The 26749-nt window shown below is 38.4% G+C and carries 25 protein-coding genes; 16 read left to right on the top strand and 9 right to left on the bottom strand.

The window, feature by feature from the left end:
- Positions 1-12: 12 nt before the first annotated feature.
- On the bottom strand, positions 13-897 hold the full coding sequence (gigC, locus tag HMPREF0013_RS12180; RefSeq protein ID WP_002120024.1) for a LysR family transcriptional regulator GigC: 885 nt from the start codon (positions 895-897) through the stop codon (positions 13-15).
- Between the two features lie 86 nt (positions 898-983).
- Between gigC and HMPREF0013_RS12175 the strand changes: the two genes are divergently transcribed.
- Positions 984-1745 (top strand): ferredoxin--NADP reductase, encoded by a 762-nt coding sequence (locus HMPREF0013_RS12175; protein ID WP_002120057.1) that lies wholly within the window; start codon positions 984-986, stop codon positions 1743-1745.
- 48 nt (positions 1746-1793) lie between these two features.
- On the opposite strand, the gene HMPREF0013_RS12170 is transcribed toward HMPREF0013_RS12175, so the two are convergent.
- Entirely contained in the window at positions 1794-2213 is a 420-nt protein-coding gene (locus HMPREF0013_RS12170; RefSeq protein WP_014205905.1) for a hypothetical protein, read from the bottom strand.
- Between the two features lie 290 nt (positions 2214-2503).
- On the opposite strand from HMPREF0013_RS12170, the gene HMPREF0013_RS12165 reads away from it, so the two are divergent.
- The 3 genes from HMPREF0013_RS12165 to HMPREF0013_RS12155 all read left to right on the top strand — a co-directional run bounded on the left by HMPREF0013_RS12165 (position 2504) and on the right by HMPREF0013_RS12155 (position 4957).
- The gene (locus HMPREF0013_RS12165; protein WP_005803268.1) at positions 2504-2731 is read left to right on the top strand and encodes a hypothetical protein; all 228 of its coding nucleotides are present in this window, start codon (positions 2504-2506) and stop codon (positions 2729-2731) included.
- 225 nt (positions 2732-2956) lie between these two features.
- Positions 2957-4660 carry a mechanosensitive ion channel gene (locus tag HMPREF0013_RS12160; RefSeq protein ID WP_019767940.1) on the top strand — a complete coding sequence of 568 codons (1704 nt, stop codon included), beginning with the start codon at positions 2957-2959 and terminating at the stop codon, positions 4658-4660.
- Between the two features lie 126 nt (positions 4661-4786).
- Positions 4787-4957 carry a hypothetical protein gene (locus HMPREF0013_RS12155; protein WP_002120038.1) on the top strand — a complete coding sequence of 57 codons (171 nt, stop codon included), beginning with the start codon at positions 4787-4789 and terminating at the stop codon, positions 4955-4957.
- Positions 4958-4969: 12 nt separating this feature from the next.
- Here the strand turns inward: HMPREF0013_RS12155 and HMPREF0013_RS12150 are convergent, their stop codons facing one another.
- The 5 genes from HMPREF0013_RS12150 to HMPREF0013_RS12130 form a co-directional block, all read right to left on the bottom strand.
- The gene (locus HMPREF0013_RS12150) at positions 4970-6169 is read right to left on the bottom strand and encodes an NAD(P)/FAD-dependent oxidoreductase (protein ID WP_005803266.1); all 1200 of its coding nucleotides are present in this window, start codon (positions 6167-6169) and stop codon (positions 4970-4972) included.
- Between the two features lie 117 nt (positions 6170-6286).
- On the bottom strand, positions 6287-7168 hold the full coding sequence (locus HMPREF0013_RS12145; protein WP_005803265.1) for a 1-aminocyclopropane-1-carboxylate deaminase/D-cysteine desulfhydrase: 882 nt from the start codon (positions 7166-7168) through the stop codon (positions 6287-6289).
- 65 nt (positions 7169-7233) lie between these two features.
- Positions 7234-8352 carry an HlyD family secretion protein gene (locus HMPREF0013_RS12140; protein ID WP_005803264.1) on the bottom strand — a complete coding sequence of 373 codons (1119 nt, stop codon included), beginning with the start codon at positions 8350-8352 and terminating at the stop codon, positions 7234-7236.
- A gap of 39 nt (positions 8353-8391) precedes the next feature.
- Positions 8392-10035: an MFS transporter gene (locus tag HMPREF0013_RS12135; RefSeq protein ID WP_005803263.1), complete on the bottom strand. Its 1644-nt coding sequence runs from the start codon at positions 10033-10035 to the stop codon at positions 8392-8394.
- A complete protein-coding gene (locus HMPREF0013_RS12130) occupies positions 10032-10601 on the bottom strand; it encodes a TetR/AcrR family transcriptional regulator (RefSeq protein WP_019767937.1) in 570 nt (189 codons plus the stop codon). Before HMPREF0013_RS12130 ends, HMPREF0013_RS12135 begins: the two co-directional genes overlap by 4 nt.
- A 179-nt stretch (positions 10602-10780) precedes the next feature.
- Between HMPREF0013_RS12130 and HMPREF0013_RS12125 the strand changes: the two genes are divergently transcribed.
- From HMPREF0013_RS12125 to HMPREF0013_RS12115, 3 genes are all read left to right on the top strand, one after another.
- Positions 10781-11404, top strand: coding sequence for a LysE family translocator (locus HMPREF0013_RS12125; protein WP_005071049.1), 624 nt, complete (start codon positions 10781-10783; stop codon positions 11402-11404).
- A 163-nt stretch (positions 11405-11567) separates the two neighbouring features.
- Positions 11568-11756, top strand: a complete 189-nt coding sequence (locus tag HMPREF0013_RS25195; protein WP_005302999.1) for an NF038215 family lipoprotein — start codon at positions 11568-11570, stop codon at positions 11754-11756.
- A complete protein-coding gene (locus HMPREF0013_RS12115; protein ID WP_005803261.1) occupies positions 11737-12072 on the top strand; it encodes a hypothetical protein in 336 nt (111 codons plus the stop codon). The genes HMPREF0013_RS25195 and HMPREF0013_RS12115 overlap by 20 nt, the downstream gene beginning before the upstream one ends.
- Before the next feature lie 83 nt (positions 12073-12155).
- Here the strand turns inward: HMPREF0013_RS12115 and metG are convergent, their stop codons facing one another.
- The gene (gene metG, locus HMPREF0013_RS12110; RefSeq protein WP_005803260.1) at positions 12156-14222 is read right to left on the bottom strand and encodes a methionine--tRNA ligase; all 2067 of its coding nucleotides are present in this window, start codon (positions 14220-14222) and stop codon (positions 12156-12158) included.
- Between the two features lie 284 nt (positions 14223-14506).
- On the opposite strand from metG, the gene HMPREF0013_RS12105 reads away from it, so the two are divergent.
- The 3 genes from HMPREF0013_RS12105 (at position 14507) to HMPREF0013_RS12095 (ending at position 17359) form a co-directional block, all read left to right on the top strand.
- Positions 14507-15007: a hypothetical protein gene (locus tag HMPREF0013_RS12105; protein WP_019767935.1), complete on the top strand. Its 501-nt coding sequence runs from the start codon at positions 14507-14509 to the stop codon at positions 15005-15007.
- 145 nt (positions 15008-15152) lie between these two features.
- Positions 15153-16343: an iron-sulfur cluster carrier protein ApbC gene (gene apbC / locus HMPREF0013_RS12100; protein WP_005803257.1), complete on the top strand. Its 1191-nt coding sequence runs from the start codon at positions 15153-15155 to the stop codon at positions 16341-16343.
- Between the two features lie 143 nt (positions 16344-16486).
- Complete coding sequence (locus HMPREF0013_RS12095) at positions 16487-17359, top strand: 5'-methylthioadenosine/S-adenosylhomocysteine nucleosidase (protein WP_005803256.1); 873 nt, start codon at positions 16487-16489, stop codon at positions 17357-17359.
- A gap of 32 nt (positions 17360-17391) precedes the next feature.
- Here the strand turns inward: HMPREF0013_RS12095 and HMPREF0013_RS12090 are convergent, their stop codons facing one another.
- Entirely contained in the window at positions 17392-17958 is a 567-nt protein-coding gene (locus HMPREF0013_RS12090) for a DUF2062 domain-containing protein (RefSeq protein ID WP_005803254.1), read from the bottom strand.
- A gap of 363 nt (positions 17959-18321) precedes the next feature.
- On the opposite strand from HMPREF0013_RS12090, the gene HMPREF0013_RS12085 reads away from it, so the two are divergent.
- From HMPREF0013_RS12085 to HMPREF0013_RS12060, 6 genes are all read left to right on the top strand, one after another.
- A complete protein-coding gene (locus HMPREF0013_RS12085; protein WP_005071033.1) occupies positions 18322-18915 on the top strand; it encodes a LysE family translocator in 594 nt (197 codons plus the stop codon).
- A 114-nt stretch (positions 18916-19029) separates the two neighbouring features.
- Positions 19030-19599: a dCTP deaminase gene (gene dcd / locus HMPREF0013_RS12080; RefSeq protein ID WP_003653416.1), complete on the top strand. Its 570-nt coding sequence runs from the start codon at positions 19030-19032 to the stop codon at positions 19597-19599.
- A 302-nt stretch (positions 19600-19901) separates the two neighbouring features.
- A complete protein-coding gene (locus HMPREF0013_RS12075) occupies positions 19902-21203 on the top strand; it encodes a hypothetical protein (RefSeq protein WP_019767933.1) in 1302 nt (433 codons plus the stop codon).
- 216 nt (positions 21204-21419) lie between these two features.
- Entirely contained in the window at positions 21420-23552 is a 2133-nt protein-coding gene (locus HMPREF0013_RS12070) for a hypothetical protein (protein ID WP_005803252.1), read from the top strand.
- 15 nt (positions 23553-23567) lie between these two features.
- Positions 23568-24293, top strand: a complete 726-nt coding sequence (locus tag HMPREF0013_RS12065) for a DUF6160 family protein (protein WP_005803249.1) — start codon at positions 23568-23570, stop codon at positions 24291-24293.
- 32 nt (positions 24294-24325) lie between these two features.
- Complete coding sequence (locus HMPREF0013_RS12060; RefSeq protein ID WP_025464117.1) at positions 24326-26737, top strand: DUF6160 family protein; 2412 nt, start codon at positions 24326-24328, stop codon at positions 26735-26737.
- Positions 26738-26749: the final 12 nt, after the last annotated feature.

Here is a 26749-nt window from a genome sequence, read left to right as displayed (position 1 = left end):
AAAGATCAGGTTTTAAACCTGATCTTCACAGAATTGTAAGAATGCTTTGAGACCTGGACCCTGATACTTTTGACGGTGTACCAGCATATAAAGCGGACGGGTAAGCTGCCAGAATGGTGTATCTAAAATTACTAATTGTCCCTTTTCAATTAAAGGTTCAATGGCAAGTTTAGAAATACATGACATACCTAAACCACCAGCAACGATTTTTAAAATTGCTTCATTGTGACCTAGGGTTAAGCGAATATTCGCGTCTGGCAGATCTTGCAATATCGCATTATCAAATACTTCACGCGTTCCTGAACCTTCTTCACGTAAAATCCATTCGACTTGAAGAAAATCATGCGCTGTTAGAGGTCTATTTAAACGTGCTAAAGGGTGATTTGGGGCACAGCAAACTGCAAGCTCATCATCACGCCAATGAATACATTGGAGTTGAGGTAAGTGACATGAGCCTTCAATTAAAGCTAAATCAAGTTGGAATTGATTGACTGCTTCAATCATTTGGCGTGTATTGCCCACTTGTAATTGCAAATGTGCTTTAGGATGATGCTGTAAAAAGTTTGCCATTAAATCTGGCATGAGGTAATCACTAATCGTTAAAGTGGCCCCAATACGTAAATCAATGCTTTGCAATTCACCTTTTGCAGCTTGCTCAAAAGCTTCACAGCGACCTAATATTTCTAATGCTTGAGGCAATAGAAAACGACCTAAATCATTAAGCTGTAATCGTTTACCTAAACGATCAAATAGAGGAGCACCAAGACCATCCTCTAAATCGGCTAAAGCCATACTTGCTGCACTTTGCGTCAGTCTGACCGCATCACTCGCTTTGGTGACAGTTCCTTCTTGAGCGACTGCTACAAAAACAGCCAACTGGCGTAATGTCATGCGCATGTTTAAAAAGCCTTAACGTTTAAAAGTATTCATTATTTCGGCTGTCATGCTAACATGAGCGCACTATTTCATGCCACGTTGAAATCATGTCAATTGAAAAATTTAGCGTAGAAAAAGTTTTATCTGTACACCGCTGGACTCCAACTCTTTTTAGTTTCACCATGACCCGCCCTGCACATTTTAAATTTACTGCTGGGCAATTCGCACGTATTGGGCTAAAAGTTGGAGAGGAACTCGTTGTTCGTGCTTATTCGGTAGTCTCATCACCATTTGATGAAACGCTTGAGTTTTTTTCGATTGTAGTACCAGACGGTGCATTTACGTCAAATCTTCAACATTTAAAGGTAGGAGATGAGCTGTATTTAGAAAAAATACCTTATGGTTATTTGACTTTAGCTCGCTATCAACAACCTTTACCCCATGATTTATGGTTATTGGCAACGGGTACAGGATTAGCTCCATTTTTATCGATGCTACAAGACTTCGATACATGGTCTAAATATCAAAAAATTAATTTGGTCTACAGTGTCCGTACCGCAGCTGAGTTAGCTTACGTTGATCGTATTCAAGAGATTGCTGAAACTTTTGGGGAAGGACATAACGGATTTAAATTTATTCCGATTATTACTCGAGATCCATCTGCGCCATTGCATGATCGTTTGCCGATTCTAATTGAAAATGGTGAATTAGAAAAATCTGCTGGTATAGAGCTGAATCCTGCCACAAGCCACGTCATGCTTTGCGGAAATCCGCAAATGGTAGATGACACGAAAGAGGCTTTAAAACGCCGTGGTTTGACGATGAACCGTCGAGGTGAGGGAAATATTGCGGTAGAAAATTACTGGTAATAAATTGCGGTGAAAACAACTTTATAATTAATTTTATGGATATGTTTATTAGTGGACAAACATATCCATAAATTCGCGAATTTCTGAAATTGCGCTGTCTACATCGGTTGAAAGCCAAGTTGGCTCAAAAAGACCTGCATAATGTTCCAAACGATCTTGTGGAACGACTAAGCGAACAGGACAGTCTTCTTCTAGTAAGCGCCAAGGTAAAATCGGAACATCATTGTCTAGAAAAATATTGATATTACGAATATCAACAATCATGGCATTAATGCAGTCAGGAAATGGCATGACGGAAAATTCTTCAGTACGGCGACGAAAATACTCTAAATCACCCCATTTGAGTTCATAACTTGGTTTATTAAATTCAATAATACCAATGAGATGTTCGTCTCTCGTCTGATGTATATAACATTGATGTGTGACGTCAGTGTCGAGATCAAGTGTTACGTTTTGCTGACGATACATCATAAAATAGAGCAGCTTTAAAACAAGGGGGCTTATTATAGCCTATTTTATAAAAAGTAAGCGCTAAAACATATTGTATTACAAATAGAACCTTAAAGAAGCTCGAGCATAACTTGCCATTATTTTTTAATGGCTAAATATTTTTGCCTAAATTTTATACTGTTTTTATTGTTTTAATAGTAGAGTTTTGCAAACACAGACACCTTAGCATAATGCTTTTTCACACAATGCAACAAACCAAATTGCTATGATGATTATAAAGTTAATGATAAAAGAAGAGGGGAAAGAAGATGCATGATTTTTCAAAACCACCTCATGTGACGAGTCCTGAAGAAACTGCGAAAAAAAGAAGATTGCCAGTTTACATTTTAATTATTGTTGGGCTTTTTCTTATTGCACTCATCGTCTACATGGTTGCTGATCACAGCAAAACACCTAAAGAAGAAGCCGCTTTTCAACATGAGGCCACACCACATGTCATTAAGAGCACTTCAGATTTGAATATTTATAAAGGGTAATAAGCTAACCAGTATATCTTGATAGAAAGCCTTTGGGATGTGACCTGAAGGCTTTTTTTGCAACCTTTTGCATCAATTTGTTGTATTTATGCAGAAGTGTGTTGATTAGAAAATACTCAAAACATAAGGTGAGATAGACCGCATTTATCGTCATTTTTAACAACGAATGGTGTTTTTCATAATTGATGGCACTGAAAAGAACATAACAATTGAGGACATAACAATATGAATGAATTTTTTGATGGGCCTCGCGGCGCTCAGTTTGATGCGATGTATTACTGGGATCAGTTTCATCCTATTTTAGCTGCAATCGTCATCTTACTGGTTGGCTGGATAATCGCTTTATTAGTTGCGGCAGGTGTAAAAAAACTTCTACAAAAAGTAAATACCAATGCAAAATTATCTTCAGCAACTGGGCGTGCTCCAAACATAGAAGGTCTTATTTCAAAAGTCGTATTCTGGTTTATTCTAATCTTAGCTGTTGTCGCAGCTCTCAATGTACTTAACATTAGTGGAGTAAGTGGCCCGTTCAGCAATATGGTGAATCAGGTACTCGTCTATATTCCAAATATTATTGCTGCTGTTGTGGTGGGTTTTATTGGTTGGATCGTTGCTCGACTGGTGCGAGCGGGGGTGACCAATGTTTTATCCCGAACTCAACTCGATGATAAGTTAAGCAGTGAAGTGGGTGTAGGTGGAATTAGCCAGAATATTGGTGAAATTCTTTACTGGCTTGTATTGTTACTTTTCCTTCCGATTGTTCTTTCAATATTAGGATTAACAGGCTTACTGATTCCAGTTCAAAATATGGTAAATGATGCTGTAGCATTCTTACCAAATATCTTTATTGCTGGTGTTATCGTTTTTGTTGGTTATATCTTGGCAAAAATTGTACGCGGTATTGTTGAAGGTTTAGTAAATAGCTTAGGTGTTCAGGCTCAAGCTGAAAAAATTGGTCTTTTCAAAAGCTCTAACGTAGGCAAATTCTTAGGTTCATTTGTTTTTGCAATCATCATTATTACAACATTGATTGTAGCGTTTGAAGCTTTAGGCATTGAGACAATTTCTCAGCCAGCAACAGCTATGCTCAATGAGATCTTGCAGGCGATTCCAAACATTATTGCTGCTGGTTTAATTCTACTGGTTGCTTATATTGTTTCTCGTTTTGTTGGTCGCTTAGTTGCTGAATTAATTGCAGGTACAGGTGTTGATGAAATTCCTGCAAAGTTAGATGTACAACGCTTTTTAGGTCAAACTAAAGTTTCTAATGCAGTTGGCTGGCTAATTGTATTCTTTACTATGTTATTTGCAGTTTCTGAAGCTGCGGATCGTCTTGGTTTCGATCAAATTAGTGGTCTAATCGCAATGTTTATTCATTTCGGTGCAAACATTCTATTGGGCGCTGTAATCTTGGTTATTGGTTTCTGGCTTGCCAATGTTGTGGCGAACGTGGTTCAACGCGGCGAATATAATAGCTCGCGTTGGTTAGGTAGTTTAGTTCGTGTGTTAATTATTGGTCTCGTACTTGCGCTTGGTTTAAGAGCGATGGGTATTGCAGATTCAATCGTTAATCTTGCATTTGGCTTGACTCTAGGCGCAGTTGCAGTTGCTTTCGCTCTTGCATTTGGTTTAGGTGGTCGCCAACCAGCAGAAAGACTGTTGAGCGATTTGCTAGATAAAGCTAAAAAAGAAGCGAATGAACCAAATCCGCTTTATCAACCACCTTCTACTACGACCACAAGCAGTCCATCTACTGGTAGCTCATCTGCAACTACGAGTTCGTCAACATCTACAGTTGCACCAACGACTACAAACTCACCATCAACGGTTTCATCTGATGCAAAACCAGCTGATTCTGCACAAGTAAATCCAGCAGAACCACCAGTAAATAAACCGTTTGGATCTACTGGAGAAAATGACGAAATTTAGTAAGTAAAACTAATTTTCAGATAAACCGTACAAAAAATCTTTGATTTTTGTGATAAGTTCGACCACTCTATATTGAGTGGTCGTTCTTTTTAGACGTTATAAAAACAAATAAGTGAGGAAAATACGATGAAGAAACCAGGTCGTTTTTTAGCACCGATTGTCATTGCGGGAATTACGGTAGGTTTTTTAGCAAGTGCTTATAAATTTGTGTTTAATAAATCTAACTCATCAAAACAGGCAACAACTCATACTCGTAATTCTGAAAAATCATCAAATGATTCGAAAGCCTCAAATTAGCTTATTGATCATTTAAACGTATTGTGCTGCTGCATAAGCGGAAGACCAAGCCCATTGGAAGTTATAACCTCCTAAATGGCCAGTCACATCAAGTACTTCCCCAATAAAAAACAGTCCTTTCTGCTTTTTACTTTCCATTGTTTTGGAAGATACTTCACTTGTATCAACTCCACCTAAAGTAACTTCGGCAGTACGATAGCCTTCTGTGCCTGATGGTTTCACAGCAAAACCATGTAGTTGCTCGGCAATATGATCTAGCTGTGCATCACTGATATTACCAATTACTGTCTCGCTCTGCTCTGGCCATATAAGTTGTTGTAACTCTTGTACAATACTTTTTGCCGTAAATTCATTCAGAAGAGTACGCAATAAAACTTTAGGTTTGGCTTTCTTTTTGTCTTTTAAATAATTTGCTAAATCTTGGCTCGGGAAAAAGTCAATTTTAAAACTTTCACCGGTATTCCAATAGTTTGAAAGCTGTAAAGAACTTGGACCACTCAAACCACGATGCGTAAACAATAATGCTTCAGTAAAGCTATTCTTCGAGTTACTTAGAGTCACATCTAGAGCATTACCACTTAGGCGTGTAGTGACTTCTTTAATATGATCTGAAAAAGTAAATGGGACTAAACCTGCGCGAGTTGGGAAAACCTGATGTCCAAATTTTTGTGCCAGTTCATAGCCAAATCCAGAACCACCCAAAGTTGGAATGGATAAACCACCTGTAGCAACCACTAATGACTCACAGCTAAATCGGCCTTGGTTTGTGTGTACAGTAAAACCGCCTTTTTCTAATGGATCAATCTGTACAGCTTCACATTGAGTTTGGATATCAACGTTATTGGTTTTATCACATTCACTCACTAGCATCTCTAAAATTTCTTTAGCGCCGTTCAGCGTGAATAATTGCCCGTGTTTTCGTTCTTCATAAGCAATTTTATAATCACATACCAAACCGATAAAGTCCCAGTTGCTATAGCGTGATAGGGCAGAAATAACGAAGTGTGGATTATGAGAAATATAGTTGTCAGGCTCTACATACAGGTTGGTAAAGTTACACTTACCACCGCCCGACATTAAAATCTTTTTACCAATTTTATTGGCTTTTTCTAAAATTAAAACCGAGCGCCCTCGTTTAGCAGCATGTGCAGCCAACATGAGTCCAGAAGCACCTGCACCTAAGACAATGACATCGACATGACTGTTAGACATAAGAGATTCTCGATTAATCGTGAAAATTTTAAAGGGGCATATACTATCATGCCGAGCCTTAGTCATGCTAAAGACATTTACTGCTATGCAGAGTAATGTGCACTAAAAGCTAATAAGTTATTGATGTGATTTATTTCTTATATCTGCCTGTAAACCACCAGAATGAATTGCCAGAATGCGAGTTCCTTCAGAAAAGTAATTATTCTTTATAAGATCAAACAGACCGAACATCATCTTTCCCGTATAGATGGGTTCAAGTGGTACCGCATGCTGCTCTTCAAAACTGTCTACAAATGCCAATAATTCGGGTGAAGTTTTTGCATACCCACCACAGCAGTATGCATCTGTCACAGACCAGTTCTGTTTTTTGGTCCACTGCCGAATTTCTTGTTGTAAAAAGTCACCTTTTAAAGCCGAAAACCCTAAGACTTTTTGATCGGCTGAACTTCTTTCAATAAGACCCGAAACCGTTCCGCCAGTTCCTACTGCACAGCAAATCACGTCATATTGATTTAAATCACTTTGGCTGAGAATTTCCTGACAACCTTGAACTGCCAATTCATTGGTGCCGCCTTCAGGAATAATGAAAATTTCAGGAAATTGATGACGTAATTGTTGAAGATAGTTTGCATCATCTCGTAAGCGATATTCATTGCGTGAGACAAAATGTAGATGCATTCCTAAACTTTGAGCTTTTGCTAAGGTTGGATTCAGAGGTTTGTCAGCTAACTCTTCACCACGAATAATTCCAATACTTTTTAAGCCAAAAAGATGAGCGGCATAGGCAGTCGCGGCAATATGATTTGAATAGGCCCCTCCAAAAGTCAAAATGCTCGATAAACCTTGTTGTTTTGCGACAAGCAGATTGTATTTTAGTTTGAAAAATTTATTGCCCGAAATTTGAGGATGAACTAAATCTAATCGCTTAATGTCGAGATGAACTAGAGAGGAGAGTTCAATATGCTGATAGGAAACAGGTTGGGCAATGTGATCAAACATTAGAAATTGAGAAAAATAATGATTGATCACATTGTAGCTTTTTAAATAGAGCTTTAAAAAGCTGTTTACGAATTTGTATCGACAGAAGTAATTACTGACATGCCAGGGCGTAAGTGTTCCATTCCTTCTTGATTTGGATCAATGGTAATGCGTACGGCAATTCTTTGAACCACTTTGGTAAAGTTTCCTGTTGCATTGTCAGGCTTTAATACACTGAACTCAGAACCCGCAGCAGGTGAGATCTGCTCAACATGCCCTGTAAATTTTTTGTGTTTCATCGCATCGACTGTAAACCATGCTTTTTGCCCAATTCGCATATTGGCAATTTGGGTTTCTTTAAAGTTGGCAATCACCCAAGTTTGCTGTGGAATGAGGTAGAGTAATTGTGACCCTGCTGCTACATATTGCCCAACACGAGGGTTCACCTCACCAAGTTGTCCATCCATTGGAGCAACAATGACACTATAGTCTTTGGTAGTTTGTGCCTGATCTAGTTGTGCTTTAGCACTGGAAACTTGTGCTTCTAAGCCAGCTTCCGCGACCTGCGCCGTTTTAAGTGCTTCTTTGGCAACTAAAAGATTGGCTTCTGCCTGCTTCAGTGCTGCAAGGTTATTTTCAGCATCTGCTGCGGCTTTATCTTGCTCAGATTTAGAAGCTGCTCCACTATTACCTAACTGTTGATATCGTCTAAGCTGTGCTAAAGAAAGTTCATATTGAGCTTTAACTTGATCTACTTTTGCTTGTGCAGCCACAATATCAGCTTGTTTTTGAGCAATAGACTGTGTCTGATTGGCTAAAGTATTTTTAGCTTGTTCAACTCCAGAAGCCGCTTGCGTTACTTTTTGGTCGTAGGTGGTTGCATCAATATGCATTAATACTTGACCCTTTTTAACGTGGTCAAAGTCCTTAACTAATACATCTTTAACATAGCCATTAATTTGCGACGATAAAATCGTTGTTTTACCTTTAACATAACTATTGTCAGTTTGCTGAACGCTCGTTGCGAAGGGTCCGATTCTCCATGCCCACAAAATCACTAAAATACCGACAATGAGCACAACTAGCATCCATAATAAAGTTGAGCGTTTTGTTGGAATCAGTTTGCTCGCAGGTGCCGGTTCGTTAGATGGAGCGGGAGCTGCTTGAGGTGGAGCTTGTTCCGGTTTGTTTTGATCATCTGACATATATCAATCTCAATTTCTATTTCATCAATAAAGAAGCCGTTAAGGACGGCTAATTCCTCTACGTTGTAGATATTTACTTCGTGCAATATTAAAACCACCCCACAAGAGTAGTGCGACAGCAAAAATACCGTTTAATGCAATAACGTCATTGTAGGCACGCACTTGCGCTTCACGAGTGACCACTTGATTAAGTGAGTGCATGGATTGGGCTGTTTGTAATGCTGGGTCAGTAGTCGTAACTGATGCACTGCGTTGATATGTAGAGAGCCTTTGAGCAACTAGAGGATCTGCTTGTTCCAAATCTTTAATAATCTCGACTTGATAGTTTTGTGTGCGGTGTTGTTGATAGGTCGAGAAGAATGAAGACCCGACAAGGCCGCCAAATGTTTGAGTTGCAGAGAACAGCACAATAAAAGTCACCACATACGAAGGACCTTTAGCCAAAGTTTGCGCAAAGCCAATCAGGAGCAATGGCCCAATAAATAAACCACCTGCAAAGCCTACTAAAAACTGACTTGCAAAGAAGTTCACAGGTCGGACATCACTGGTTAAGTGATAATCTAGTCCACATGCGACTAAAATTAAAAATTCTGCAAAAAGTAAGTGGAAGATAATCCGTTCGCGTGAAAAAGTCAGTGCACTAAAAAGTGTTCCGCTTAAAATCCCTATCAATATGACCACATAGAGTGGAACAAATTGGTCTGGACCCATCCCCATTGTTTTTAAGAAGTTAACAGCTGCGTAGCTTTGTTCTGACATTAAAAGTCGAATAGCAAAAGCACCAAAAATGAAGCGTAGGGTCGAAGCGGCGCCTAACCAGCGTGTCATAATTAATGGATTGGCGCGATAGTGCTCATAGAGCAAACCAAGAACAACTAAGCTAAAACCTGCAATTAAGACGTAAGCAAGCCATTCACTGTTAAACCACCATAAAATTGGACCTTGTGTGAGTACAATACATAAGCAGGCAAAGCCAGGCGCTAATAAAGCAAAGGTAAAGAAATCTTGCTTCTCAAAAACATAAATTCTTAAGCTACGTGGTAACTTCAATGAAACGACCATGGCTAAACAACAAAGTGCTAAGCCGAGCTCAAAGGTATATAGAACAGACCAACTATCTGTATTTACGAGAAATGGAGAAATAATCCAAGCTAACGGCACACCAAGTTGCTGAAAACCAAAGGCAATATATATACCTTTTGCCATGTCTGCTTTTTTAAAAGCTTGCATGGTGTAATACATACCTAGTGAGCTTAATGGCGCACCAGCTAAACCAGCTACAACCCGCGCAAATAGGGCCATTTCATAAGTATGCACAAAAATATGTAATACCAGAACTGCAATAAAAATCACGAGTCCTATTTCCGAAAATACTCTCAGGCCATACTGTTGCCGGGCTTTAAATAAAATCAGGTTTGAACTGACATTTGCCATGACATAAGCAGCAGGCAACCAAGCCGCTTCGGAAGGAGTTAGTCCATACTCACCTTGGATTAAAGGTAGATTTGCCGTAATAAAACCATTACTTAAGCTTGCCGAAAGGGCGATAAATAAACCAATAAAAAAGTAAATAAACCGCTTAGGTACAGAGTGTGCAATAGCTGCTGGTGAACCAGGTAAAGTCGGTTGCTCTTCTGGGGTCCAGTCGGGTGGTGTTTCTAAGTAACGAGGCGTTTTACTCATTCTATCCCTCGAATTTTTTGTATTTGAATACCATGAAATAGTAATTCAATTGCTCGTTTTGCTAAGCGAGTCTGTTCTTCTGGTTCATGTCCTTGAAATGAAGAACCCAACATTGCTGTGACCATTGCATAGTCATCGGCGGTCAGATCAGCTCGGCACAATTTTTGTTTTATCGCATTTTCAATCAGTGGGTTAAGTGCATTATTTCGCCGTTCATAAATTTTTAACATAATTGGATCTTGTCGATCAATCACTCTCCAAAAATCTTGCAAAATTGCGAGCTTGGGAAGTTGCCCAATATGTCCTTCAATTAAACGAAATAAACCATCTTCGAATTGTTGAAAATGAGCTGCTTTTTGCTCTAGCTGTGTAATCGCGCGTTCTAAAAGTGCACTAATTAAAGCTTTTCGATCACAAAAATTACGATAGAACGTCGCTCTGCCTACACCAGCGTGGTCAATCACAACTTGTAAGGGAACATTAATGCCATGAATACGAAAACATTCTTCGGCTGCATTGAGTAATTCATCCCGATTATGGGCTGCAATTTTTTGACGTTTACTCATGTCATCGGTTTGGGGTGTTCTAAAGGTTATATATTTAACGGACATTTTTGTCCGTTGTGAAGATTTAAATTGTAAAAACATGAAAATTCAATTTTCATCATTTATATCTTCGCCATTTTTATATGTGTCACAAAAAGCTGTTAGAATACCTCGCAATTGCGTGATGCTAGGTCAATACAATGTTTGAGTCCCTTATTCCTCTTTTTTCAATTGCGATGGCATTGATGCTTGGAGCAATAAGTCCTGGGCCAAGCTTTATTTATGTTGCACAAAATTCAATTTCTAAATCACGTAAACATGGTTTGTTTACCGCTTTAGGGACGGGGACAGGTGCAGCGCTTTTTGGTCTATTAGCAGTTATGGGATTGCAAGCAGTTTTATTGGCGGTGCCTTCTGCTTATCTAATTTTAAAAATTGGTGGTGGTCTATATTTACTTTGGCTGGCCTTTAAAATTATTAAACATGCTAAAGAACCAATTGCGATGGAAAACGATGGCAAATCGAAAATGACTTATAAGCAGGCATATCGATATGGCTTAATTACCCAGTTAAGTAATCCAAAAATCGCAGTCGTGCTAGCGAGTGTATTTACTGCTTTGTTGCCAAAAGAAATCCCTAATTATTACTATGTCGCATTACCAGTGATTTGTTTTATGATTGATGCGGGTTGGTACTCATGTGTGGCAATGCTGCTCTCTTCAGAGAAGCCTAGAACAATGTACTTAAAAGCAAAAACTGCCGTTGACCGAGTAGCTGGAAGTATTGTGAGTGTATTAGGCTTAAAGTTAATTTTCTTCAAATGATAAGTCTTTAATTAAAATATCTAAAAAATCCAAAGCCAGCTATTTATAGTCTGGCTTTATTTTTTGCGTAAAATACATACAAATTGAAATATCTTTTTTAGCACTTAAACACTTTAAAAGTGGTAACTTAATAAATAAAACAAAAAGAAATGAGGATCACGTTATGAAAAAACTAATGGTGAGCATTTCTGTAGTTTTTCTCATCTTAACTACAGGATGTGAGATGAGAACGATGAGCAAGCAACAGCCAGCAAATGAGCGGACCATGAGTATTGTGGGTACTCCGGTTCATGAAAAGGATTATAAAATTTCCGATATACAAGTGAATAATCATGAGCAAGCTAACTATTAAGTTACTTGCTGGATGTGCAACTTACTGTATTTTGAATATGGTAAATGCGTGTGAGCCTGCTTCTTTAGATTGGGAGCTTTTTCAGGAAAAATATGATTTAAATCATGATGGCATGTATAGCCAAAAAGAATTTCAACGGGTTGAAGACTTTTATCCTTATAACTGGCCGAGTGATAAGCGTTTTCAAGGTGAAAACAAGCAGACAGAGCTATTTCATTATTTAGATGAAAATAAGAATGGCTATTTAACAAATGAAGAGTTGGGAAATATACACGTTTTATTTAATAACCCTTGCGAAGGGTGGCCGTGGTCATAATTTAGTAAGCTTTGTTTAAACTTATTCAAAGCCCTTAAAAAATAAAAAAGCTCCCAATTTAGGGAGCTTTTTTTGAAAGCAGATTAAGAAACTTTATCGCCAGGTTTTGCACCGCTGTCTGGAGAAATAATGAAAATACCTTCACCATTTCCAGCAGCAAGTACCATGCCATTTGAAATACCAAAACGCATTTTGCGTGGTGCAAGGTTAGCAACCATAACAACTAATTTACCCTTTAGGTCTTCTGGTGCGTATTGGCTACGAATGCCACTGAATACATTGCGTGGTTCAGCTTCACCAACGTCTAAAGTAAGTTGTAGTAGTTTATCTGAACCTTCAACTGTACCTGCTTCAATGACCTGAGCAACACGTAAGTCAACTTTTAAGAAATCTTCAATACCGATAATTTCAGCTTCACCAACTGCTGGAGTAGGCGCTGCTTTTTTCTCAGCTGCTTTGTCTTTTTTCACTGCCGCTTTTGTTGCTTCTGGAGCAGGAGCACCTAAAGACTCTTTAGAAGCATCAACCATAGCTGCAACAGCTTTTGGATCAACACGCTGCATAAGCGGTTGGAACTGCGCAATCTCATGGCTTACAAGAATTTGTTTGCGTGACTCGAAATCGAAGCTTTCAAGTTTTAAGAAATCTTGAACTTGTTGAGCTAAAGTTGGCAGAACTGGAGCTAAGTACACTGCGAGTTGACGGAATAAGTTGATACCCACAGAGCAGACGTCAAGAACTTGTTGCTCTTGACCTTCTTGTTTAGCAAGTGCCCAAGGCTTTTTCTCATCAATATATTGGTTTGCACGGTCAGCTAGCGCCATAATTTCACGGATCGCCGTAGAGAATTCACGTGCTTCATATGCAGCAGCGATTGAATCGCCAGCATCAATAAAACTTTGTACTAAATCAGTTTCTGCACATTGAGCAGATAACGTATTGTTAAAGCTGCTGTTGATGAATTTCGCACAACGGCTAGCAATATTAACGACTTTACCGACTAAGTCTGAATTTACTTTTTGAACAAAGTCATCAAGATTTAAGTCAGAGTCTTCAACTTTATCTGAAAGCTTAGATGCAAAGTAATAACGTAAATATTCTGGGTTTAAATGCTGTAAGTAAGTCTCGGCCTTAATGAAAGTACCACGTGACTTAGACATTTTTTGTCCATTTACAGTCAAGAAACCGTTTACAAATAATCCTGTTGGGGTGCGATAGTTCGCACCTTCAAGCATTGCAGGCCAGAATAAAGCATGGAAATAAACAATGTCTTTACCAATAAAATGATAAACATCATTTTGGCTATCTTTTTTCCAGAAATCATCAAAGTTCAAATCTGGGCGTTTAGCTTTGATATAGTTTTCAAAACTAGACATATAACCAATTGGGGCATCTACCCATACGTAGAAATATTTATTTGGTGCGTCTGGAATTTCAAAGCCAAAATATGGTGCATCACGAGAAATATCCCAGTCTGCTAAACCAGCTTCAAACCATTCATCTAACTTGTTCGCAATTGAAAGAGGTAAACGACCTTCATCACGCGTCCATTTTTGTAAATATTCAGAGAAGTTTGGAAGCTTGAAGAAATAGTGATCTGATGATTTTTCAACTGGTGTTGCACCACTTAAAGTCGAACGCGGGTTAAGTAACTCAGTTGCATTGTAAGTTGTACCGCACACTTCACATGAGTCGCCGTATTGATCTTCTGACTTACATTTTGGGCATGTACCTTTAATGAAACGGTCAGACAAGAACATCCCTTTTTCTGGGTCAAATAATTGAGTTACAGGACGAACTGCAATATTTCCAGCGTCACGGTTTTTAATATAGATATCTGTTGAACGTGCTTTGTTTGCATCGCTATGCGTTGAATCGTAGTGATCGAAATGTACGCCAAAACCGTCAAAATCACGGATGTGTTCTTTTTGAACATTCGCAATTTGCTCTTCTGGGCTAATACCATTTGCTTCGGCACGTAGCATAATTGCTGTACCGTGAGCATCATCCGCACATACATAAGCCACATCATGACCCATTGCTCGCATGGCACGAACCCAGATATCTGCCTGGATGTAACCGAGTAAATGACCCATATGAATTGGACCATTAGCATAAGGGAGGGCATTAGTGACTAAAATTTTACGCACGGATTTCATTCTCTCATTCGTATTTATAAGGTGGAAGATTTTAACTGATGCACGGAGATAAGCAAAGATTAATAATCTCCGGCTTGGCATAAGAGATTTCTATTAAAATGGATTTTGGCTAGAGGTGGTTTCTCTTTAGAACAGATAAACAAATCGAAAAATATTTGAATCTTCCTGTATTGTCTTTGTTTCAAATTGCAGTTACGGTCAGAAAATAAGCCATAACGATGTATAACTAATAACTTATTCAGGTAATTTTTTAATTAACTATGAGGATAACAACGATGACTACAGAAAATAAATTAGATGAACTAAAGGCAAAAGCGGCTGATGCAAAAGTACAAGGTGAAAAAGCTTTGGACGATTTAAAGGAAAATGTAAAAGAGAAGCAAGCTGCTGGTAAAGAAGCAGTTGAAGATAAGGTAGACCAATTAAAGGCAAAAGCAGCTGATGCGAAAGTACAAGGCGAAAAAGCTTTGGATGATTTAAAGGAAAATGTGAAAGAAAAACAAGCTTCTGGTAAAGAGGCTCTTGAAGAAAAAGCAACTGATTTAAAAGGTAAATTTGAGGATGCTCAGCATAGTCTACAAGACAAGTTTGATCACTTGCGTACAGAAGCAGCTCATAAACTTGACGATGCTAAAGCCAAAGCTGCGGAATTAAAGGAAGAGGCTGCTACAAAATTTGATGAGTTGAAAACGCAAGCAACAGCAAAACTTGATGAGTTGAAGAAAACTGCAACCGATAAACTCAATAAATTAAAGAATCATGATTCTGCTGAATAAGCTGATTTAAACTAAAATCTGCACTCCTTACCTAAAAGATGAGATCTGAAGTGAGTAATTATTCATCCCAAGGTGAGCGAGTGTGGAGCAATACTGTTACACTATCTCCATTAAGCTGTAATGATCTGTTTTTGGAGTAAACAATATGTCTTGGCTTTCTTCATTAAAGTCCGTTTTTTCACCCGCACAAGAGGTGAAAGAAGATGAAATCCAAACCGTACTCCAAAATTATTTATTACCGCATTCAAAAGATGCTTTAAAGGAGCGCATTAGTCAGCTTCAAGTTCAGGGTCGTGTATTACAACTTACGATTAATACATTTCCTGATGAAAAAGAGCATTTGCAGCAAATCCATGATGATTTAGCGGGTGCATTAGAAAAGTGCGGTATTGAAGAACTTAATTTACACGTGGTTCAACAAAAGCGCCCTACACAAGAAAGTTCAAATTTACCTCCTGTACTTGACGCCTCACCTAAATCAGAACCAGATCCAAATAATCCACCGATTCAAAAAGCCGCTCTGCAACAAAGAGATGTTCCACTTCACCCTCGCATTAAGAATGTTATTTTAGTTTCATCAGGAAAGGGCGGCGTTGGTAAATCGACAACTACGGTTAATTTGGCGCTTGCCTTGCAAAAAATGGGTCTTAAGGTTGGGGTATTAGATGCTGACATCTATGGTCCAAGTATTCCCACAATGCTAGGAAACGCTGGTAAAACCCCACTTATTGAAAGTGAAAATTTTGTACCTTTAGATGCTTATGGTATGGCTGTGCTTTCTATTGGACATTTAACTGGTGATAACAACACACCTGTTGCATGGCGTGGACCAAAGGCAACAGGCGCTCTAATGCAATTGTTTAATCAAACACTTTGGCCAGATTTAGATGTGCTCATGATTGATATGCCACCGGGTACTGGTGATATTCAACTTACGCTTGCACAGCGTATTCCGGTTACAGGCTCAATCATTGTGACTACTCCCCAAAATGTTGCCTTGCTTGATGCCACCAAAGGAATTGAATTATTTAATAAAGTGGGTATTCCAGTATTAGGTGTCGTTGAAAACATGTCGACTCATATTTGTTCAAACTGTGGTCATGAAGAGCAAATTTTTGGTATCGGTGGTGGTGATAAGCTTTCCGAGCAATACCATATTCCATTGCTAGGCCGTTTGCCTCTAAATGCTCAAATACGTGAACATGCTGATCAGGGTAAACCTAGTGTTGTGGCAATGGATGATGCAGCTGATAGTTATATTGAGATTGCTAAAGCAGTCTGGCAGCAGATTGAAAAAATCCCTCAACGCACACGTGATGATAAGCGTATTTTCTAATTTATTAAAACCCGGCTTTAAGTCGGGTTTTTTATCATCTGATTAAAATAAAAATTTAAATTACTGAATCCTAATAACAAAGCTGAACTTGAAATTGGCATGTAGATTGCTACCTTACACTTTTTAAAAAGAAAGGTTAAAAAATGCAATTTAAGTATAGTTTGGGCGTAATCAGTTTATGTAGCGCTTTATTTTTAGTTGGATGCAACGATGACAACTCATCTGCTTCACAAACCCCAACAGTTCAGGAACAAAAACAGAAGTTACAGCCGATCATTATTCAGGGTGCTTTGCCAGTAGAATCGGAAAAAATGGCTTCAAAATTAGAGAATAAGACTATTGAAGAAATTGGTGGGTGGAAATTCTGGAAGGGTACCTATAACGGTTATCCAATGATTATTTCTAAAACTCGCATGGGTATGAGTAACTCTGCTGCAGCAACTGCTCTAGCGATTGAGCGTTATAAACCGATTGCGATCATTAATCAGGGAACTTCAGGTGGACATGATCCTGATTTGCACGTTTACGATATTGTTTTAGGAAAATATACAACCAATATTGGTGCATTTAGAACACCTAAACAGCCAGTGGGCGGTGGTTCAGACTCACTCACATGGGTTGAGGCTTTTGATGTTTTGCCAACTCAAGAATCAAATCCAGAACCGATTGCAATACGCAAATTTGAAGGTGACCAAGAGTTGCTAATGGCAGCACATAAAGTCCGTTATGATAAAGGTGATGTGGTTGAAGGAACGATTGGTTCAGCAGATGTCTGGAATAATGAGCTAGATCGTATTCAATTTTTCCATCAACGTTATGGTACTTCTGTTGAAGAAATGGAAGCGGCATCTGTTGCGCAAATTGCAAGTCAATTTAACGTTCCTTTCCTCGGCATTCGAATCTTATCTAATAATATTACCAATAATGGAGCTTATGACCCTGGTACAGGAGAGGCTTGCCAAGAATATGTGCTTAATGTGGCCGAAGAATATATGAAATCAAAACTGCCAAAATAATGATTTAACCCTATGCGAGAAGAGTGAAGCTTTTATAAAACCTCTTCTTGCTTCTTTTGACGATGTCTACTTTTCCAGTTTTTAACGACCATCCAGCGCCAGAAAATTTCTGTACATATATATAAAATGACAGCAAATACAAAAGCTTCTACAACAAGTCCAGTCATCAAGATTTTCGCAAGACTAAAATCAATGTGGCCATGGCCGAAATGAGTAATCCAACGAGAAATCTGATGCAATACACCTAGCAACATTTCTTTGTTAATCATATGCACATGAAAAATATGAGAACCGAACCAAAATCCAATATATAGAATAGGAACTAATGTAAGCGGGTTACTTAACCACGCGAGCATCAAGCTAATTGGTAAATTTACTTCAAATAGCAATACAGCCATCACAATAAATACGCTGTGAAAAGGAATAGGCAGTAAACCAAAAAAAGTTCCGACAAAAACAGCTCGGGTGATTGATTTTCGATTGACATACCAAAGCACAGGATTAAGGGTCTTTTTACCAAAAATCCTTAGAAATTTCATATTTGAAACTTTCTCGGGGGAGGGAAGCCAAGATTGAAAAAAATGCTTTGCCATAATCATTAAGGGTAGTAAAGCGCGATGCTCTATATAAAAAAATCAGAAACAATATATGAATTGAAACTTATTAAAAGCTTAAAATTTAAACTTACCATTGCTATATATTTTTTATTATAAAGACTTTTGATGGAAAAATAGACTTAAAATAAAAATACTTATGTTACTTAACTCATAATCTATTTGAAAAGTATAACAACTGACCGTAAAGTTTTCTTCTCGACTTTATGTGATTTTTGTATAAATAATTGTTTTTATATACTTTATTTTTGTCTTAAAAATAATTTGAAATACTTTGTCTTACAATTACCTTTTGCCTTGTGACAGGATATCTATTAATCTGAGATGACTATATTGTGAGGTCATTCAATGATTTCATGGCTTTTTATTGGCTTAGTAGCCACAATTTTACTTACTCCTGGTCCAACCAATACTCTGCTCGCTTCTTCTGGGGTACAAGTGGGCTTAAGGAAGTCAGTAAAACTTATTCCAGCAGAAGTTTTGGGTTATGTCATCTCTATTTCTGCATGGGGAATGCTGATTGGAAAAGTGTCTAGCACACTACCAATGCTGCCGCCTATTCTAAAGCTATTGAGCGCTTGCTATATTATTTTCTTAGCCATCAAGTTATGGCATACAGCAAATCAAGAAGTTGAATTAAATCAGCCAACGATTCGTGCTCGTGAGTTATTCTGCGCCACTTTATTAAACCCAAAAGCATTACTCTTTGCCTCAGCAATTTTCCCAGTAGCTGCATGGAGTAATTTTCATATTTATTTAATTCATATGATGGCTTACTTGGCACTTATTACCCCAATTGCATTGTTCTGGATTTTTTTGGGATCGGTTTTAGCATCTAAGAAAGTGGGTTGGTTAAATCAAACTAACTTGCAAAAAACAGCTTCACTTGTATTGGTCAGCTTTTCAATTCCAATTAGTTATTCTGCTTTACTGAACCTCTAAATGTGCAGCTGAGCTATTCTTATTTATTTGAGTAGCTCTGTGTTGTTTTCATAATTGGTTTTTTAAGTTAAAGTACGTCGAAATCAATGAATTTACCTTTTGGATAGAAAATACATGGCCATTAAGTCTGATCGTTGGATTCGCGAGATGAGCGAAAAACACGGCATGATTGAACCTTATGCAGAGAATCAAGTCCGTTTTGATGAAAATGGTGAAAAGTTGATTTCCTACGGGGTCTCTAGCTATGGTTATGATGTACGCTGTGCCCGTGAATTCAAGGTTTTTACAAACGTACATTCTGCAATTGTCGATCCAAAGAATTTTGATGACAAAAGTTTTATCGATATTGAGTCTGATGTTTGTATTATTCCGCCAAACTCATTTGCCCTAGCACGTACAATTGAATATTTCCGTATACCTCGCAATGTGTTGACAGTGTGCTTAGGTAAATCGACCTACGCTCGTTGCGGTATTATTGTAAATGTGACTCCATTAGAACCTGAATGGGAAGGTCACGTTACTTTAGAATTTTCAAATACCACTAACTTACCTGCACGTATTTATGCTGGGGAAGGCGTAGCACAAATGCTATTCTTTGAAAGTGATGAAGTATGTGAAACCTCTTATAAAGATCGTGGTGGTAAATACCAAGGTCAAACAGGTGTTACACTTCCTAAAACTTAATGTTCCCTCGATGAAAAGATTTTAAAAATAATGGGTCACTGAGGTGGCCCAATTTTATACATAAAATTTTTATGAGAAGCGTTTATCGGAATTATGATAAACGACAGTTTCCTTTTGTAAAAAATGATATAAAATGATCAATGATTGATTTGTTTTTTGCTCTGTATCACAGAATTTAAAAGCAAATAAAGTGGATATAGGCTCTCTTTGATAATGTTTAGTTAAATACATGATCAAATGTATATAGGCCAAATAAAAAGAAATTAAACAGGATTATGCCCCCACGGATACGGAGGTCGGCCATGCGACAGTTTACGTCTCTTCGAGTAGCACTTTTGACACTCGGAAGCTTATGTTTTTCTTCAGCTTACGCTGCTTCTACACTGGTGCCTATGTCTGATGCTGAACTATCAGCGACGCGTGGTCAAGCTTTAATGGGTATGTCTTATATTGCGCCTACAGATTCTGCAAGTAACTCAAGTTCAAATGGAAATATGGGGTTTTACCGACTTGCACTAGATGCCCAATTAGAAATTAATGCCAATATTAAAAAATTACAGTTAGGTTGTGGTGGTGTAAATGGCGCTGGTGCCTGTGATATTGACATTGATTATCTGAGTTTAAGTGGTGGCACAGTAGATAGTACTAGTACTGAGCGTGCCTCTTCTTCCGCTATCATTACCAATCCATTTTTAGAATTTGCTGTTAAAAATCCAGACTCGGCTTCTACACGTGAGATCCAAGGTTTTCGATTAAGTGCTAAGTCACTTTCGGGGTTACTTACTTTTGGTTTAGAAAATGGTGATGCTGCTAGTGGTATTAATTCATTAAGTGGATATATGGTCACTAAACCAACAGGGGGGACCGTAACTACGAATCCTTACTACGGTATTACCCAAGATGAGACAAATACGGCAATTACTGGTCGAGCAACCGTTTTAGGTAATTTATATACTGTCCCGTTTACATCTACTGGTTATAACTTGAATTTGGGGGCAGGTAGTGGAACATTGTCTATGGGGCAACAAATTATTACAGGTAAACGTATTAATACAGCCAACTTAAATGCGACTGCAAGAGTTGGTGGGCTAGCTATTACTGGAACTCTAGATGCTACAGCCTCTGTATTAGGGCTTCCTATTCCTATTTCTGGTAATGTAACTGGAACAGTGAATAATCTTGATGTAAATGTAGCTATTAAACAAAGTTTAGGTTACTTCCATGCTGCGCAATTAAATGGATCTGCTGGTTACCTATCAGTGCAAGGTGTAAATATTCTATGGCCCGAGGCTGCATCTACTGCACAAACAGGATGGTGGTTAGAGCTTACAAATCCGATTGATATTGGTCAAATTACTCCTGCTGGTAGCGTTGATATTGCGCTCTCTACTATTGTGGATGCTTTAGGGCAGGTAAGCGCGTATTTAGACAAAAATCCTGTGGACTGTGGACTTTTGGCCAGTAGTTGTTTAATTGCAGGAAATCTTCCAGTTGGAACAGTCGATTTAACAGGGAAAACCCCTGCTTCTATGGCTTTAACTAATGTTGTGTTGCAGAAACAGAGTTTTTCTTCTAACTGTTATGGTTCTTTAAAATTCTGTTAAATGCATCTCTTATTTTTCGTTCATCGGAAAAATGAGTTTTTGTTTATTTAATTTTGCATTTGAGTAAATATTCAGCATAATGGGAATGTGGAAAGGTTGGCAATTTTAAAGTTTGCCCCTTGTGAGAAGAAAAAGGAAATAATTTCATCTCGCATCAAGGACTGTTAAAGAAAAATAAATATGGTGCGCGGCATCGTATAAAACAGGAAGGTCAAGATGACTACACTTAATTATACGGTAAGGTTTCAAAAAACCGTTTTAGCAAGTTTTATTGGACTTTTTTTAAGTCAGTCTAGCTTTGCTCTTGAAGAACTTTCTGATGCTGGTTTAAGTGAAACTACAGGCGAAGGTATTGCGATATTACCGCAAAATACATTCATGGTATTTCGTGGCGCTGGTCCAAATGAATCTGTAAATCAAATTATTACCTATCGTAGTAAAGATACTGGTTATATTAACTATGTACCTGTGGGGCCTTTGAGTGTTGCTGCAGCTGATACCAGTGGTAATGGTACTGTTGGGCCAGAAGACCGCGCAGTAGGTAAAGCAGATATATTTCTTTATGGATTAGCATTATCTAAGTCAGATGGCGATGCAAATTCGCGGATTGCTAACACCTCAGCCGCAGCAGCGATTTCGAGTTGGGGCACAGGAGCCAATCCTTGGATATTTAAGGTAAAAACTGCTACGAATGTTCCTAATTTTAGTACAACAGATAGCGGTGTTTACCCAGTAACGTATTTATCTTTAGAAGCTCCTCTATATCAACCATTAATTGATGGGGCAGAGGGAGCTGATGCATATAATTTAAAATTAGGGCTATGGGCTGATGCATTTGTACGGAATCCCAATGTTGTTGCTACAACAAATGGCTCTCTAGCCCAATTTCAATATGGTAATAGTAACGGGTTAATTGGTACCAGTATTGAAACAACTCGTGCTAACCGTTTACGTTTGCAAGGCATTCTAAATGGCTTTAGTTTAAATGGTAGCCAGATCAGTTTGTTTCAAACATTAGGTGGCGCAACTACTGCTGGAGGAATGAGCCCTTTTTATAATAATACTTTAGGAATGTCTGGACTAGTTCGCTTAAATACGGGTGATAGCAAAAATACCAGTATTGTGACTGAAAATGTTACGAGCCAGACCCAGACATACGCCACAAGTAGTAATAATGGATGGCAAACAGTACATGCAGGTGCAAACTCTACTTTAAGCACAAATACTACTGGAGATTGTGGTAACAGTGGTACTGGAAGTTTTAGTACATTACGTGGCTGCCGTTACTATGTAGAAAATCGAACCCGAACAGATACAAAAACATCAAATAAAACACGAATTGCCTTTAATGATACGAGCAAGGTATTACGTTTTAGTACACGTGAAACTTCAGACTCACCAAATGCCTCAAACAATTTATATACTCCTGCATTTGACTCTGCAGGCGCCGTAGCACCAAAGTTTGCTGATAGTGAAGGCTTATATCTCTATAACCCAAATATTAACTTGGTATTAGGTAATTTATATCAACCACTTATTTTAGGTTCCGACGGCAAAAACTTTAGTATTGAAATTGCACGAATTGCAAATAAACCAGAAATATATAAACAGATTTATACTGATTACACTGGTGCTGACACGACTTACAAAGGTTCTACATGTAACGTTTATTCGTGTGTTAACCCTACGCATAGTAGTATCACGATTGGTACCGTATATAGTCCTGATAATGGAAAAACCTTATTAGCAAATACTGGTGAAGGCGCAATTGGAGTTTCCTTTGGGCGTTTAATTTCAACTGGAACACAAGTTTCTGGAACTTCTGCTGGTAGTTTGGTATCACTGACTAATTCTGTTTCTGGTACCACTTCTGCCACAATGACAGAGGTCCGTTTTAAACAAAGACAACAGAATACCCAAATATGGAATCAAGAATATAGTTGTGGTTTATTTAATTCAAACTGTGGCTATAAAACAGCGGGTTATCTTTATCAGTGGGAGTATAACAAAGGGACTGGTGCTTGGGTCATTACAAATCCAACGCCAAAACCAGCTGATGCTCCGAAGTGCTCTGGTGCACTAGGATGTACGAGCACATCAGGTTCAACTCCAATGTATGGAGCTACTTCGAATCGTGATTGGACTAACTCCGCTATTCCATGGTTGACTTCAAGAAATGCTGTCGTCAACGATTTAATTGGTAGTAGTAATGGCACAACTGGGTACGTTATTCCTACAGCTAATCAAGCTCCAGCTTTGTCTAACATTAGTCCTTTAAATAACTTGGGATCTGCTTCAATCGACGGTGTTTTAATCCAGCACTTGAAACTTACAACTAAAGGTCTATAAGAGGAGGAGAATGCTATGAAAAAAATAAGTACTTTAATCCTCGCTCTGTGTGCAACGGTGACTCATGCAGAGCTACAAACTTTAGATAATGAAGCATTACAGGCGATTAATGGTCAGGCGGGTGCTGATTTATCTTTAATGCTCAATTTAAACCAGACAGCTAACGGTGTATTTGACAATAGTAGTGGTGGTGTCTGTGAGAACGTAGAGTTTTGCCATATTGGCTTGGCAATTAATAAGCGTTTTGTACAAGCAGATGCGACCAAACCAAGTGGTTGGGCCGAAAATAGTGATAGTGGTAATAAACTTTGGCTCGTATTTAAAGGCGTACAAGGTACTTTAAATATTCAAAAAATGGGTTTGGATGGCGCTGATTTAAAGTATTTGGATAAAAACAATACTGAAATGATTAAGCCTGCGATTCAACTGAGTTTTAGTGCAGCACAGCCAATTTTAATTCGTAACTTTGGTTTTAATGCTTTATCAATTGAGCAAGATAACTTTACCAGCTCAACGACAGCGCAAGGTTCGAGTGCAAATATGTATGATTATGCATATTTCAAAAAGCCAACTTATGCGGCCACTGCTAATAGTGCAAACCAGCAAGTTGCTACTGCAACACCATCGGTGTATGACCATGGACGTGAAACTGGTTTTATGGGCTTGATGATGAATGGGAATTTGGCTATCCAAGGAAAAGTCATGGTCTTTAGCTGTGATGGCAGCCATCCTCGTTGTTAAGGGGTAATGTAGATTTCAAAGGAACTGAAGTGATGAAAAAAAATAAAGAAAATCACAGCTCAAAGTTTATTTTAAACGCATTAACAACCAGCATGTTGTTAGTGAGCGGACATGTTTTTGCGTTAGAAGCTTTAACAGATGCTGACTTGAGTGCTGTTAATGGACAAGATGGGATTTCGATTCAAACGACGTTTAATGAAATCAATATTGATAATGCTTACTGGGATGACCATGCAGGTACACCTAGTAGTGCAGATCAGGTCTTAAGAGCTCAAGCGAGCGGGATAAAAGTTCAAAAAAGTAATGCATCTAGTCAGCCTTTAAGTACAAATTACCGTTTAGATGTAGGGAGTAACCCAACTACGGGTAAAACTGGACTCGACTTTTCTATGCAAAGCAGTCCATCACTTATTACCGTAAATAGCGTTAAAGTATGTAATACCTCTGCTACTTGTTCACCAACAATGGGCCAGCTGGCTATTCAAACAACTTCCCCACTAAATTTGGCACTTACAACCCAAGATGGCTTATTTAATGCAAATAGCCAGTCAAGCATGACACTTGGTATTAATAATGCCAATATTTATCTAGGGCAATTGGATGCTCGCAGCCAGTTAAATCAATTAATTTTAAGAAATTTTAACTTTAATTTTGTTGGTAAAGGAGCCATGTTGATTGACCCAACTCGTGGCTTGGTTTTACAGACAAATACTGGAACTAATGTTGCTGGTGTAGGACAAACTCCGAATACTACCTATGGCTATGTTGATTTTAACCGTGTAGCAGATTCAGCTTCTGGTTTAACTGCGGGTACTTATGTTGACAGTAGTGGCAAAGTAACCAATTCAGGCCTGAATATTGAGGTGATGCTCAGTTCGAATGTAGATAAAACTAATCCTTATGCTTTAGATGCAACTAATAGCCCACAGAATGCAAAAGGTTTGATTCGTTTAGGTGCTAGCGGACGTATGGTAAATAGTTATTTACAAGTCCGTGGTATGGATGGTACGGCGGATACCACCACTTTAGGCACTGCAAATACCGCTACGGGTACGGGCTCAAGTAATAGTATTTTAGGTAATTCTGGAATTGCCTTTCGTATGAAAGGTGAATTCACTAAAGACAATGACTCAATGCTAGGCTCAGATGGCAAAGCAACCACTTTAGAAATTGGTGGAGCAGGTCTGAATGCCTATGGTTTCGAATTTGGTAATTTAACAGGTCTTAACTCAGCTACACGCGGTTATTTTGACAGCGGAAATATTTATTTAAATCTTGCTGATACAAAAACATTATTAATGCCAAACAACGCGACTTTAAATGCAATTCGTTTAGGGTCGGGTACTTTAACAACAGCTGCTGATTATCAGCATAATATTCACCGTGATACGGTGACTAATCCGTTTAGCTTAATTCTTGCGATGCGTGGAGCAGAGTTTCAAGCATTTTCAAGACGCGGTCGTTTTACTACAAGTGCAAATGTTGCTGCTGCCAATCAGTTTGCAGATAATGGTGCAAATAACCAGTGGGGCTTAGCCTTACCTTTTTATAATTTAAATGCTAACGCTGCTGTATATGGTTTAGATGCACCGGCAAATAGTGCTTATTACTATACAAAAGATGCAAATGGTAAGCCTATTCGAAATGCTGTAGCTGCATCTGGAACGACTTCGCGTTTAGGTTTTGGTATTGCTGCTGGAACTACGGGACGTGATGCGACTGGAACTAAAACAACCTCAATTTTATTAATTGATGGTTCTCCAAATGCTAATAATGGTGGTAGTCCTACTGATTATTACATGGGCTTACGTAATATTGATATGTTCCTCAAAGGTAATGGAAGTATTGGTTTAGAAAATGGCAGTCTTAATATTAGTTTAAAAGAGATGCTACTTGCTTTATCAACAGAAATTGCAGCTGGTTATTTACCAGGGGCTAAATATAAAACTTGTCCAGCGACGGGTTCATGTTCTTCACCTATTGATAATTTTGCCAAAAATAATGATGTCTTATTTGGTCTAAAACTCCGTTTAGGTGGCGATCATAACTTATCAATTGTGCCAAATAGTTCAATTGCAGATGGTAGTGCTTTAACTGTACTCGGCGATTTCACAGTGCCTGCGACAGCAACTGGAAATACGGTTCAAATTAGTGATCCGATTGATGGTTCTGCAATTGGTTTTGACAATATTACAGGAAAGCTAGCGTTTAATACCGCTTTGGTTGTGGGTAAAGATACAACAAGTGGTTTAGGTAAAGTTGGGGTAAATACAGCGGTTTATTTCAACCCTGATAAGAGTATTGACGGCGCGTTACGTGTTAAAGATATTAATTTCTATCCGCCTTCAACAGGAGCGGGAGCACGTTTAGGTGAGCTTGCAATTACGGGTGGACGTTTAAATAGTAGCTTTAGTATTGTGCCTAGAAATGGGGCCTTTAACTAATATAAAAAANAG

This window comes from Acinetobacter sp. SH024 (assembly GCF_000163635.1).
GTDB classification, from domain to species: Bacteria; Pseudomonadota; Gammaproteobacteria; order Pseudomonadales; family Moraxellaceae; genus Acinetobacter; species Acinetobacter pittii.
This window is presented reverse-complemented; position numbering and strand designations above follow the sequence as displayed.